Here is a 13,174-nt window from a genome sequence, read left to right on the forward strand (position 1 = left end):
CAGCCGCCGCTGTCAATCATTAATTTCAATGTTCTCGCAAAATATTTTTTCAATGATCTCAGTGCTTTGCTTTCGCTCAGCGCGGATTGGGAATCTATGTAAACCCGTTCCGTTTGTCAACCGTTTAATGACCGGTCAGTCAAAAAAATTCTCAGCTGTGCTGCACCCGTTCAGGGCCGTCATCAGCCGAGGAAGAGGTTCTATGTAAAACAGAGATTGGGGTCAAGGGGTTTTTGAATTATTTGTGGTATATTTGAGAGTTAATTTACACTCATATGAAGTAAATGGCTTAGTGGTGCGGGTTAAGAGGGATTCACAGATTTTACATATAAAAAGGGCAGAAGATGAACTTCTGCCCTGACACTAGTATTTACACTGACTCACTACTTCTTATCATTAGTAAGCATGTCCAAAACTTCGAGAGCCTGAGCCGGATTAACACTCACTCCAGCCTTAACTTTCGTCTCAGAAGACTTCTGTGTATATGTATTTCCGTCCCACCCTTCGCTGGATGAGCCGCCTTTTGCTGTAACACCACCATGAATGGTTGGAGCTGCCATAGCCCCGGCCTTAACAGCATCCTTTACAAATGTATCGCTATTCATTGTTGCGGGCTGAGAGGTTTCCACTCCACTACCATCGTCAGTAATCATAGAAGTGGAAGCACCATTACCGAGTATGGTCCATTTCCCCTGTCCTACCCTGCTAGCCTTGGCATCATAATTTGCAGTCTGACCATGAGCAGTCATCTTCAATATAAAAAAACGGGTGGGAGCATCATAACCAGGTAATGCGGCCCCTGCTTTTACATTATACTTGATACCGGTCTGAGAATTGGTCCAGTTAAAATCTGTCCCAGACTTCATGGTCTCCAGTATATAACTGATCTGAGCACGATCTGTGGTGGTTAGACTTTGCATATCCGGGGCAGTTGATCCGGTCATATCATACTGAGCTTGAGCAGTAAGAGGAACAAGACGAACTGATACCGCAGACGGAGCCAATACGTAGGCATCACCAGTCTGCTCCTGTGAATCAATGGAGTTCACACCTTGCATCATACCCCAAGCTGTTTTATCACCACCGCTACCCACAGCATAAGAAGACGACTGCATGCCCTGAGACACAGCTTTCATCATTACTTTTTCCTGCTGATAGACACGTTTGATTATTACATCTTGCTGGCGGTACTGATCTTTCTTTACGGTTAGTATATGATCGGCATTGCGCGGCAGATCAACTGTGCACGGAGAAGTGCAGGCAACCTTACCATCTGCATAAACAGTCGCGCCCATGGGATTAGTTGAGACAGGTATGGACTGAGTCTTAACAACCGGAGCACACCCGGCAGCCAAAGTAAGACCACAAAATATCGCGAGTAACCTTTTCTTCATTGTATCCTCCCTTTTGATGCCTACTCTATACATAATATATAGGAATAAAAAAAGGCGCGGTTTTCCGCGCCTTTTTGATAGAGCTATTCAGCTTTCTTAACCTTATTCCCGTCACCTAGCAGGACAACCCGCGGCTTATGAAGAGCGAGTTCGTCTTCATCCAGCCACGTGTAGGAACATATAATAATTTTCTGCCCGGCTTCGCCTTTGTGCGCAGCTGCGCCGTTCAGACAAAACTCACCCGGACCGCCTTCAATGGCGTAGGTAGTGAGTCTTTCTCCATTATTGACGTTTAAAACATCAACACGCTCATAGGGAAGAATCCCCACTTTTTCCAGCAGATCAACATCAATTGAAATGGAACCTTCATAATCGACATTGGCGTCGGTGATGGTCGCTCTGTGGATCTTAGACTTCAAAAGGCAACGACTGCCCATAATTTCCTCCTTCAGGGGTATTTAATTTACCTGAACGGATAAGCGGATACCATGAGGCCAACAGATTATCAATATAAGAAATGAAGCCTTTATTTATCTAAGAATATGCCAACTCAGCTATTAGAATAATCAACCGCCACCAACTGCGGGAAATAATCCAACCCTATCTCCATCACTAAGAACGGCATCAAATTTAGATGAAACGCCATTTATGAAAATAATCTTAACCTCATCAACCGGGATGCCTACTCTATTCAGAACATCAGTAACGGTTTCACCTTCAGAAATAGGAAAGGCCTCAGAATCTGAGGGACTTTTAACAGCAAAGGTTGCATAGCAGAGCAAAGTAATTTTCATAAGACCTCATTTGAATATATTGATAAACCACAATCAGCCTGTCACTGACGGATACTGAGTCTTGAATGTAAAAAAAATCATATAGTAAATCAACAGCCGAGCCTGTAAAAAAAAGGTCCGGCAGAGCAAACCCTGCCGGACCCAAAGAAGCGATGTAAACTTAACTTATGCGGAGAAAGCTTTCTCGAAGTTAGGTACAACCTGCTTTTTGCGGGACATTACGCCTTCGAGGTATACTTTGGTACCTTCGGGAGCAACGCCGAATGCTTTTTCAACAACGGAAGCGTCGTCAGAAACGATGAGCATTTCAGAGCCTTCTTTCATGATGTCGGTCAGCAGCAGGAAACAGCTGTGACGGCCGTCAGCTTTAACTTTTTCAAGTTCAGCGTAGAGATCAGCTTTGATGTTGTCGAAAACAGACAGGTCAACAACTTCGAGCTGGCCGATGCCAACTTTTTTGCCGGACATGTTGAAATCTTTGTAGTCACGGAAGATAAGTTCGTTCATGGAAGCACCGGCAACTGCGGACTTAACATTGAACATTTCCATTCCGAGAGCCATAACGTCTTCAACACCAGCAATCTTAGCCAGTTCTGCAACAGCTTCTTTGTCAGCTTCGGTGCAGGTTACGGACTTGAACATAACGGTGTCAGACAGGATTGCACAGAGAAGTACGCCAGCAATGTTCTTGGGGATTTCTACATTGTAGAACTTGTACATTGCGTTGATAACGGTACCGGTGCAGCCTACAGGCCATACCCACATTTCGAGAGGGTTGGGGGTAGTTACGTCACCAAGTTTGTGGTGGTCAACTACTGCAACAACTTCACCCTTATCAAGGTTGTCCATGGACTGAGCAATGTCAGAGTGGTCAACGAGAATAACTTTCTGATCGGTAGCATCAGTCATGATTTCGGGAGCAGCGCAACCGAATTTTTCGAGAACAAAAGCGGTTTCAGGAGCGAGTTCGCCCTGTGAAACAGCCTTGGTTTCTTCTTTTGCTTTGGACCAGAGGTCAGCAATTGCGATTGCGGATGCAATGGTATCGGTATCGGGGTTTTTGTGTCCTACTGCGATAATAGCCATAATAAATTTCCTCCTAAGAAATGTGGTAGCTAATTGAGCTTGTGTCTTCTATCACAATCTTCTTTTTCTGCCAAGTCTAGATGATCCCGGCAAGGATAATAAAGCCGAACATAACCACTCCGAAGACAAAAGTGGCGTAAGCTTTACGCAATCTCAGGGCCAAAAGACCTCCGAGGCTGGCTGCAATCCATAAAAAAGACCATTTCATATCCACAGCGGCGACCAATGGCCCCCATTTGTGAAAAAATATACAAAGGATATAATGAAGGATGATGGTGCTTGTCCAGAAAAAAAGCCAAGAAGTAGCAAAAGTTCTTAAAATAGACTGAAAAACCAGTTTCTGCGGGAGTTGATCACCGGCCTTTCCCTTACGTGCCCAGCCGATAAGCTTATTATGCCCACGATTATGCCATTGCCTGAGTGAAGAATCCACCCAGGACCCGATACGGGCAAGAGGAAGGCAAGCCAGTAGGATGACCATAACCTGCCGGGCTTCGGTAAAGGCAAAAGAAGTGGTCAGGGCCAGCGCGGCAAACGTGGGAGCCAAAATATGCGGTGGAATATATGTCCCGGCGGGGATGTTATCCAGCCAGAAAAGTTCGAAGAATACGGCAATCTTAAGACTTGTAGCCACATCTCCGGTAACGGCACCCCATAGGGCACCGACCACAAGGGGACGCTCAAGAAAACCGGGATTTATTGTAAAGCGGAAGAGCGAAAAAATCGCAAAAAAAAACCAATCGCCGCAACCCATACGGGAAACGATAACGCCAATCCTTGAAACAGACTCATGAAAACCTCACCTGAACAGGATCATTGGGAACGCAGCGGAAATCGAGTTCAATGCCCTGCCCCTTAAAATAATGAAGACAGGATTCATCATCTGAACTCAGAGCCACACTGGGAGAAATTTGTTTTTTGCCAGGACCGTAATGGATATTGCCAATATTTACAGTATTGAACTCGAATCCGGAATCAAGTGCACGGCGCACATCTGCACAGGAAGAAAAAAGAATGATCGTACTGACATTTACATCAGCGACAGCAGAAATTCTATCGCTCAAATCATCAACAGAACAGAAAGAACACTTTACTGATTGTGGAATAGCCAGCGACATAATCTGCTGCTGCAAATCATCCCCGGCAACGGCGTCGTTCACCACAATAATATGCTTTGCGTGAGTATACGGAAGCCATGTTTCAATAATCTGCCCATGGACAAGACGGTTATCAATTCTCACCCACATCATGGCCTACCCTTTTGAAGTGCGTTTTCGCAGCATTTCGCCAGCAATCACAATCCCTTTGGCTGCGGCTTTGCTGACCTCTTCGGCCATCTTCTGCAAGGATTCATTGCGCATCTGAAACGCCTTGAGAAGCATAGGCAGGCTGACCCCGGTAACAACCTCTATATCATCCCCCTGCAACAAAGACAGACTAAGATTGGTAGGGGTTCCACCGAACATATCGGTAAGAATGAGAACACCATTCCCATTATTCACTTCGGCAATATTGTTTTTCAGAGATTCAACAGCCGCGTCAATACCCTGCGAGACATCAACGCTAAGGGAAAGAACTCCCTCCTGAGGTCCGACTATCAATTCACCCGCTTCAATAAGCGCTTGTCCGAAGTTACCATGGGTAACAAGAACAATTCCGTTTTTGCTAGATTCTGTGCCCATCAAAATTCCCGATATATTCAACTATAAAAACTATTTTAAATGAATGTGCTTGTGCTCAAGTGAAACAGAATAACCATTATCCTTGAGAGTTGCAAATACCCTTTCAGCAGTGGCCACGGAACGATGGCGGCCACCTGTGCAGCCCAAGGCAATGGTCAGCCTGTATCTTCCTTCCGCCTCGTAAAGAGGAAGCACATATTGAATGAAATCGAGATATTTCTCAATAAAAATTGAACCGGGTTCCGCACCTAAAACGTAATCGGAAATAGCTTGATCCTGACCGGAGAGCGGACGGAGCTCTTCTTCAAAATACGGGTTAGGCAAAAAGCGCAGATCCATGACCATATCCGCAGCAGTGGGCACATCATGTTTGAAGCCGAAAGACATGACGTGAACACGCAGTCCGCGGGTCTTTTCGCTCAATTCAGCCCATTTCTCCTGAATCCTGCGACGGAGATCATGTATGGAATATGTGGTAGTATCAATGACCAAATCCGCCTGATTACGAACTTCGCCAAGCGCTTCCTTTTCCTTTTCAAGAGCCTGCTCCAATCCGATATCCCTCGACTCCAGAGGATGCAAGCGACGTGTTGTAGCGTACCTGCGGACCAATTCCGGCAAACGGGCTTCAAGATAAAGAATACTCGGACGGTATCCTTTGGAAATAAGCTCTTCGCGGGTGGCTTCCCAGTCAACGCTAAATTCCAACTGACGCAGGTCCATACCCAGCACCAGTCCCCGATAAGCGTTGTCACGAGTATTGAACAATTCAACCAGACGTGGAAGCATACCTGCGGGCAGTCCGTCGACACAGAAAAAACGCAGATCCTCGAAGACTTTCAGCACAGTAGATTTACCGGCACCCGAAAGCCCGGTTACAACAATCACAGGAAAGGAATCCACATCAACCACCCCAGTATCCTCCTTGCACAATAGCCCACAAACAAAATTAGCAATGACCTGAGTTCATTGCTAATCTGATTTTCATTGATTCCGTAAGGTTCCGGATCTAGTCGAGACCGAGAAGCTTAAGCAACTCTGTCTTATCGCCGGTATCTATGAATGCCTGTCGGAACGCTTCATCTTTAAGCTGACGAGAAATCTGCGCCAGCACCTTCAAATGGGCACCGGCCCCCTGCTCGGGGGCCAGTACCATAAAGAATATCTTACATGGCTGCATGTCCAGAGATTCAAAGTCGACACCCTCACTGGAGCGGCCGACAATAACAACAATCTCTTCAAGACATTCCAGTTTACCGTGGGGGATGGCTATGCCATCCCCTATTCCGGTTGTTCCAAGTTTTTCACGATCATTAAGGACCTTAAGGGCATTGTCCACATCCACTTCCAGACCTGCGGCCTTGAGGGTGGAAACCATTTCCTTCAGAACTTCACTCTTATTAGAGGCCTGTAGTTCATGAAGAACAAGGTCCTTCGCCAGATTATCAGTTATATTCATCAGTTAGTATCCCGGGTCAATTAAACCGAAATCGCCATTATTGCGGCGGTAGATTACATTTATAGCTTCGTTATCCGCATTGCGGAATACGAGGAATTCATGGTCAAGAGTCTGAAGCTGCTCTGCTGCTTCATCAATACTCATAGGCTTGGGAACAAAAGAGTCGGACTCCACAATCACAGGTTCCCTATACTCTTCCTCTCCATAACTGAGAATGTCCATACGGGCAGGAGCTGCCTCCTTACGCCTGTGACTTCTCATCTTTTCATTTGCACGTCGAAGCTGGGCTTCGAGCTTATCCAAGACCATATCCACGGTGGAATACATATCCTCGGACACTTCGTAAGCTGAAACATGTAAATGGTCGGAGGTGAAAACGACTTCAGCAACATGCCTGAACTTATCCACTGACAGATTCACCTGCATATCAGTGTTTTCAGGATTGCTAACGTACTTTACCAACTTGGAGAAACGGCTGTTTGCATATTCCTTAAGATGTTCGGATGCGTCGAAATTCTTAAAAGTAAATGCTACGTTCATAAAGAGCCTCCTTAGTAAAGGGTGAATATGCTTTGATTTCTCCGGACTACACTAGAAAACCTTCTTCCTTTTGGATGAGGAGAGTATCCCCATTGCAGTCCTATACTTAGCGACGGTCCTTCTAGCGATATTGACTTCCAGCTTCTCTTTGAGAATCTCGGCGATCTTCTCGTCGCTGAGGGGTTTCTTTCCATCTTCTTCGCCGATCAACTTCTTGATCGTAGCCTTGACGGACTCGGAACCGACCTGAGATCCGTCATCCAGACCGAGAGCGCTATTAAAGAAAAATTTAAGTTCATAAATTCCATGGGGAGTCGAAACATATTTATTCGTTGTAATTCGACTCACTGTGGATTCATGCATCTCGATGTCTTCCGCAACCTCCTTGAGGATAAGCGGTTTAAGCTTGGTGACACCGTGAGCAAAAAAACCGCGCTGAAACCTAACTATAGACTCGAGAACTTTGTATAAGGTGCGCTGCCGCTGATACAGACTCTTCATCAGCCATTGCGCAGACCGCATCTTATCCTGAAAATATTCCTTATCCTCTCCCTTTGTTGATGCCAGCGTCTCCACGTAAAATGCATTCATCTGCAACTTTGGAAGACCGTCTTCGTTCAGAACAATGACAAAATCACCATCATATTCATAAACATAAGCATCGGGACTGACATAGAAAGAGTCTCCGCTTGAAAAACTTGCTCCGGGCAGGGGATCAAGTGTCTGCATCAAGTCTAGGTAACTCTTTAAATCCTCCATGCTGAGCTTGAACTTCCGAGCCAGCGGCTTGTAGCGCTTCTTTTCAAGATCATCCAGATGATCCCGGACCAGCGAGACCAAGATCGGATCATCATCAAGCTTCAAGGCTTCCATCTGGATAAGCAGACATTCCTGCGGAGTCCTTGCCGCCACGCCTACCGGATCAAAACGCTGAATACGGTACAATACCTTTTCTACGTCTTCGATTTCAGCATAGCATGTTTCACATACATCTTCCAAGTCTATCCGTAAAAAACCTCCCGAACTTAAATTGCCCATAAGGCATTCGCCGATGACCTTTTCTTTCTCGGTAAAATCGGAGAGGCTCATCTGCCAATGCAGATGTCCTTCAAGGGAGGCGGACTTGGTTAAACGCGCTTCAAATGAAGTTCCTTCTTCATAAGATTCAGACTCGCGGGAAGCGGACTGCTTTGATGTACTGGAGAATTCGCCGAGATAGTTTTCCCATTCGGCTTCCTTAGAAATTTGTGCTTCTTCGGCTGTAGCGGTGCCTGCGTCAGCATCAGCGGCGTCAGTACGCTCCTGCGCTTCAGCTTCTTCAAGGATAGGATTCTCCATGAGTTCCTGATGGACACTATCCAACAGCTCCAATCGGGAAAGCTGCAACAACTTAATCGCCTGCTGCAACTGGGGAGTCATGACCAGCTGTTGAGTAAGCTTTAATTGTTGTCTAAGTTCCAATCCCATATATTCAGGCCACCTTGTAATATATTCTCGAATTCAATTTATTTCAGCTAGTTGCACACTAAAGCAAGAAAAAGTCTTTTTATTCTGCCTCAGCCTTGACTTTACTATGCCACATCCAAATGCAAGATGCAACTAAGACCTCTGAATTATCTGAATTTTATGGATTTTTTACATACAGAATTTGTATATGAAAAAAGTGTACCAATGTTCGGGCGGACTGTAAATCAACAAAGGTAAAATTCATCAAACTTTGTACCAAAAAAACGAGCCGAGACCCAAACGGGACCCGGCTCGCACAAATGAATTCGATACACAAATCTAGAGACTGAAACTATCACCCAAGTACAGCCTGCGCGCCTTGGTGTTTTTCACAATACTTTCAGGAGAACCATTCAGGATAACCCTACCCTCATAAACCAGATAAGCCCGGTCACAGATGGAAAGGGTTTCACGCACGTTGTGGTCGGAAATAAGAATTCCCAATCCCATATCTTTAAGCGAGGAAATGATGTCCTGAATATCAATAACCGCGATGGGATCAATCCCGGCAAAGGGTTCATCAAGCAAAATGAACTTCGGATCATTGATCATGGCCCTTGCAATTTCAAGACGACGGCGTTCACCACCGGAGAGATACATGGCCTTCTGATCTGCCAAACGGAGGATGCCCAGCTGATCAAGCAATTCATCCGCCCTTTTGGGGACGGCTTTGCCGGAAAGACCAGTATGCTCAATAATAATTTCAAGATTCTTACGCACGGAAAGTTTCTTGAAAATGGAACTTTCTTGCGGAAGATAACTAAGCCCAAGACGTGCCCGCTCATGCAAAGGAAGCCGGGTTATTAATTGCTTATTGAAATAAACATCACCGAACGTGGGTTTAACCACACCCACAAGCATGTAAAACGTTGTGGTTTTACCGGCTCCGTTAGGACCAAGCAGTCCCACAACCTCGCCCTCACGCACAGTCAGCCCGATTCCGCGGACAACCTCTTTAGGTCCATAGTTTTTGACCAGTTTCTTGGCGATAATCGAAGACATACTTTTCCTGTAATTAAATTTTGATGCGCTTCGCGCTTTTGACGATTATGTTTCGCCTCCGGCGGCCAAAGGAGCTAAGCCCCTTTGGAATCCCTATTAGTTACAACAGGAAATATCTAAACCAGCACTTTAATCAAATTCCCCTGCAATCTAAGGCGACACATTCTTGGGAGTATAGAAAATGGCCTCAATAGGCTTGTTGCCGCCCACAACTTCGGCGCGGTTGTCTTTCAGATAAAATTTGATCTCATCACCCTGAATAAGATTGGGACCGTCCTGCAACTCAGCATTCCCGTTCATATAAATAATGGAATCGCCCACCACGTAGGTCAGCTTGTCACACTTCCCTTTGCGCTTCTTCATGGACACCTTGACATTACCGCCGGCTACGATCTTTTTAATCTTATCCTGAGTGTCGGTAAGGGAATCCCCCTCCGGCCTCAAATGAGCCGTCAGAGTTTCAGAAGTAAGAGTTACGTCCAAACGTACAACCTTAACATTGCCGGAAAAAGTAATCCGGTTACGATTCTCGCTGAAGGTCATCTTAGTGGAAGTGATCTTGATAGGTACTTCATCCGGTCCACCAGGAACACGTTTCTTGCGCGGCTTTTCCTTTTTCACAACTGGAGCTTCGGCCTTGATATAAGTACCGAAAACATAGCCGACCCGTTTCAATTCATTATCTTTTCCGGGCTTGAAAACAGGATACCATTTCCCTTCTTCCTGCCCGACGCTAACGCCCTCACCAAGTTCAAGCTTGTCCACTATTAAAGACTTGGCGTTTGGTTCAGAACGAACATTGAGAACCGCAGTGGCGTACATTATTTTAGTCTGAACCGGAGCCAGCAGCATCTCGTCCATGGCTTCTTCCATGGCAGCCAACTCACCGCTCCTTTTAATTTCCTGCTTTGCCTTTTTTGTCTTTTCAGCCTTGATCTCAGCCTTACGGGCATCTATCCCGGCCATCTGAGCTTTTTCCAGACTCTTGGGATAAGGAGCGAGAAACGGCCCCCAAGCATAACCCCAAACCGGAGTTTCCTTTTTGACCATGGCATCAATGCGGTAAAGGGCATACATGCCACCCTTATCTGTACCAACCTGTGCACGGTGTCCGGGGCTAAGCACCCCCACAGCCTTTGAAGTGGCCACAGGCTTTTCAATTACATTAATTCTGCGCACAGCATAGCGGATACGTGCGTCATCATTAACAATATCAATATCGCTCTGTTTTACATATCCAAGAGCATCAGCTTCGGAACCTACTTTTGCCTCAGCCTTAAAAATTGCATACCAGCCGTCTTTGAGAAAACCGACCTTAATCTTGTCACCTGATTTCAGCATGCCCCCGGTTGAAGACTTCACGGTCCGTTCCAGATGGTATTTGAGATCCTTGCCCACATAACGAATATCACCCCAGTCCACCAAAGGACTATCAGGAGCAGCAGGAACAACCACCTTGCGGGAGACATAGCCCACAGGAGCCACATCCTTTTCATCAGAGGCAGGATAAACCGGATACCAATTACCCTGAACCTTGCCGACCAGAAAACTTTCCGCCGGAGAAAGAACCCAAACTACAGGCCCTTTCAAATCGGGCTTTGCGCGGACATTGGCAATGGTCCGGGCAATCTTCAGCTCAGACTTTTCGTAGGCATGGGCAGATGTTCCAGCAAAAATAAAAACAAGAATGAACACCGCGCAGACAATGGCGGGAGAAAGCAATGCAGATGCGGACCTACCGCTAAACAATGAACTTTTTTCAGCTATATTAATCAAATGAATGCTCGCTTCTATTGAGGCATTACCACCATGTCCGGTGAAATCAGGGCTTCCAATCCGTCTTCAATCATTATTTCACGAGTGACAAGGTCCACCTTGACCCGTTTGGCAGTAATATAAACAGTAGGACTCTGCACTTTTACATTACCTTCAAGAAAAAGCAGGTTGTCTTTGGGTTTAAAGTCAAGGCGTTCGGCAACAAGACCCATATCACCATAATGACCCTTAACATTATCCCAGAGCTTGAGGCCTTCGCCTTTCTGGCTGACCTCGCCATGCAGGGCGCTGACAAAAACTTCTTTGCGATCCCGGCCAAGATAGTATGTGACCCGAGGTTTGTCGGCTATGACCAACCCTTTTTCCTGATCATAGTCGGCACTTCCGGCCCTCAGAATCCACTCAATATCGCCGCCTGTCCCCTGTATCAGCTCAATTTCCTCAGCGGAAATATCAGACTGATTTTTATTGGAAAGAAGCGGATTTTCCACAACATCACGTGCCATATGCGGAAAGGTTCCATATTTCTTACCCAGCAGAGTTCCAGCGCAGACCCCGAGAGACAGGGATAGAATCAAAGATAAAACCAAGCCGATACGGCCCATCTAGCCTGCCCACTCTTTCCAAATTTCATTCAGCTTGCCCTGAGCGTCAAGGATAAAAGAAATCGCTTCGCGCACGGCACCCTGACCGCCCTCGCGGCTGGATATCCATTTGGATATTCCGAAAATTTCAGGCTGAGCATTTTTCACAGCCATGGGCAATCCCACACGGACCATAACCGGAGCATCGATCCAGTCATCGCCAACGTAAGCGACTTCTTCGTCTTTCAGCCCCTTTTCCTTAAGCAGCCTTTCATAAAAAGGAAGTTTTTCACGCTGTCCGGGGTAATATTCGGTAATTCCAAGCTCAGTAACACGCTTTTCAACCGCACCGTGGTTCAGCCCGGTGATTACCGCCAACTCGATGCCCGCCTTTTGCGCGAATTTAATACCAAGACCGTCCTGAACATTAAAACGCTTCACGACATTGCCTTCATGATCGTAATAAAGACCGCCGTCAGTGAGCACTCCATCCACATCAAGGATAAGCAATTTAATTTTTTCTGCACGCTGTCTAGCAGACATAATCTACACTCCATCCGGCCAGAAGATCCTTGATCAGGTCTTCTGCTCGATCAAGGGGCCAGCTGTTGGGACCGTCACAAAGAGCGCAGTCCGGGTCGGGATGAGTTTCCATAAACACACCGGATGCACCCGCAGCAATGGCTGCACGGGAAAGCACAGGGACGAACTCACGCTGACCGCCGGACTTACCGTCCAAACCGCCGGGAAGCTGCACTGAATGGGTGGCATCAAAAACCACCGGACAGCCCAGTTCTTTCATGATCGCCATGGAACGCATATCCACTACGAGATTGTTGTAACCGAAGGAGGAACCGCGCTCGGTGAGCCAAATACGCTCATTTCCGGCTTCACGCAGCTTGTTCACCACATGACGCATTTCATGGGGCGCAAGAAACTGGCCCTTCTTTACGTTGATGACCCGTCCGGTATTAGCGGCGGCAACTAGAAGGTCAGTCTGACGGCAGAGAAATGCGGGAATCTGGATCACATCGGCCACTTCGCCCACAGGCACGGCCTGATCCGGAGTATGAATGTCGGTGACTACGGGCAGACCGGTTTCGTCTTTCACCCGCTGCAACCATTTAAGCCCTTCCTCCATGCCCGGTCCCCTGAAAGAAGTCATGGAGGTCCGATTAGCTTTGTCGAAAGAGCTTTTGAAAATTACCGTCACATCAAGACGGGAAGCGATGTCTGCCAGCACTTCTGCGGCGCGCAGGGCGACATCTATGGTTTCCAGTGCGCAAGGTCCCGCCAGAACAAACGGCCCCTGCAAACTTTTCTGATATAATTCATCGGGGGTCAAAAAGAC

Annotated in this window: 16 protein-coding genes; all 16 read right to left on the minus strand. The window is 46.7% G+C overall.

Going from position 1 to position 13,174, the window contains the following annotated elements:
* Positions 1-383 precede the first annotated feature (383 nt).
* Positions 384-1,394 carry a PEGA domain-containing protein gene (locus D0S45_04095; protein ID TIH18407.1) on the minus strand — a complete coding sequence of 337 codons (1,011 nt, stop codon included), beginning with the start codon at positions 1,392-1,394 and terminating at the stop codon, positions 384-386.
* Between the two features lie 83 nt (positions 1,395-1,477).
* Positions 1,478-1,831: an aspartate 1-decarboxylase gene (locus D0S45_04100; GenBank protein ID TIH18408.1), complete on the minus strand. Its 354-nt coding sequence runs from the start codon at positions 1,829-1,831 to the stop codon at positions 1,478-1,480.
* 129 nt (positions 1,832-1,960) lie between these two features.
* The gene (locus D0S45_04105) at positions 1,961-2,188 is read right to left on the minus strand and encodes a MoaD/ThiS family protein (protein ID TIH18409.1); all 228 of its coding nucleotides are present in this window, start codon (positions 2,186-2,188) and stop codon (positions 1,961-1,963) included.
* Positions 2,189-2,353: 165 nt separating this feature from the next.
* On the minus strand, positions 2,354-3,274 hold the full coding sequence (locus tag D0S45_04110; protein ID TIH18410.1) for a manganese-dependent inorganic pyrophosphatase: 921 nt from the start codon (positions 3,272-3,274) through the stop codon (positions 2,354-2,356).
* Between the two features lie 76 nt (positions 3,275-3,350).
* Positions 3,351-4,028: a hypothetical protein gene (locus D0S45_04115; GenBank protein ID TIH18411.1), complete on the minus strand. Its 678-nt coding sequence runs from the start codon at positions 4,026-4,028 to the stop codon at positions 3,351-3,353.
* A 34-nt stretch (positions 4,029-4,062) separates the two neighbouring features.
* Positions 4,063-4,524 carry a PTS mannose/fructose/sorbose transporter subunit IIB gene (locus tag D0S45_04120; protein TIH18412.1) on the minus strand — a complete coding sequence of 154 codons (462 nt, stop codon included), beginning with the start codon at positions 4,522-4,524 and terminating at the stop codon, positions 4,063-4,065.
* Positions 4,525-4,527: 3 nt separating this feature from the next.
* Positions 4,528-4,956, minus strand: a complete 429-nt coding sequence (locus D0S45_04125) for a PTS sugar transporter subunit IIA (protein ID TIH18413.1) — start codon at positions 4,954-4,956, stop codon at positions 4,528-4,530.
* A gap of 30 nt (positions 4,957-4,986) precedes the next feature.
* Complete coding sequence (gene rapZ / locus D0S45_04130; GenBank protein ID TIH18414.1) at positions 4,987-5,868, minus strand: RNase adapter RapZ; 882 nt, start codon at positions 5,866-5,868, stop codon at positions 4,987-4,989.
* 97 nt (positions 5,869-5,965) lie between these two features.
* Positions 5,966-6,415, minus strand: coding sequence for a PTS sugar transporter subunit IIA (locus tag D0S45_04135; GenBank protein TIH18415.1), 450 nt, complete (start codon positions 6,413-6,415; stop codon positions 5,966-5,968).
* Between the two features lie 3 nt (positions 6,416-6,418).
* The gene (gene raiA, locus D0S45_04140) at positions 6,419-6,955 is read right to left on the minus strand and encodes a ribosome-associated translation inhibitor RaiA (protein ID TIH18416.1); all 537 of its coding nucleotides are present in this window, start codon (positions 6,953-6,955) and stop codon (positions 6,419-6,421) included.
* Between the two features lie 51 nt (positions 6,956-7,006).
* On the minus strand, positions 7,007-8,422 hold the full coding sequence (rpoN, locus tag D0S45_04145) for an RNA polymerase sigma-54 factor (protein TIH18417.1): 1,416 nt from the start codon (positions 8,420-8,422) through the stop codon (positions 7,007-7,009).
* Positions 8,423-8,740: 318 nt separating this feature from the next.
* Positions 8,741-9,463, minus strand: a complete 723-nt coding sequence (gene lptB, locus D0S45_04150; GenBank protein TIH18418.1) for an LPS export ABC transporter ATP-binding protein — start codon at positions 9,461-9,463, stop codon at positions 8,741-8,743.
* A 150-nt stretch (positions 9,464-9,613) separates the two neighbouring features.
* A complete protein-coding gene (locus D0S45_04155) occupies positions 9,614-11,239 on the minus strand; it encodes an LPS ABC transporter substrate-binding protein LptA (GenBank protein TIH18419.1) in 1,626 nt (541 codons plus the stop codon).
* A 14-nt stretch (positions 11,240-11,253) separates the two neighbouring features.
* Positions 11,254-11,844, minus strand: a complete 591-nt coding sequence (gene lptC / locus D0S45_04160) for an LPS export ABC transporter periplasmic protein LptC (GenBank protein TIH18420.1) — start codon at positions 11,842-11,844, stop codon at positions 11,254-11,256.
* Positions 11,845-12,366, minus strand: coding sequence for an HAD-IIIA family hydrolase (locus D0S45_04165; GenBank protein ID TIH18421.1), 522 nt, complete (start codon positions 12,364-12,366; stop codon positions 11,845-11,847). It abuts the gene before it with no gap.
* Entirely contained in the window at positions 12,356-13,168 is an 813-nt protein-coding gene (locus D0S45_04170) for a 3-deoxy-8-phosphooctulonate synthase (protein TIH18422.1), read from the minus strand. The genes D0S45_04165 and D0S45_04170 overlap by 11 nt, the downstream gene beginning before the upstream one ends.
* Positions 13,169-13,174: the final 6 nt, after the last annotated feature.

It is taken from the genome of Marinifilum sp. JC120 (assembly GCA_004923195.1).
In the GTDB taxonomy this organism is placed as follows: Bacteria; Desulfobacterota; Desulfovibrionia; order Desulfovibrionales; family Desulfovibrionaceae; genus Maridesulfovibrio.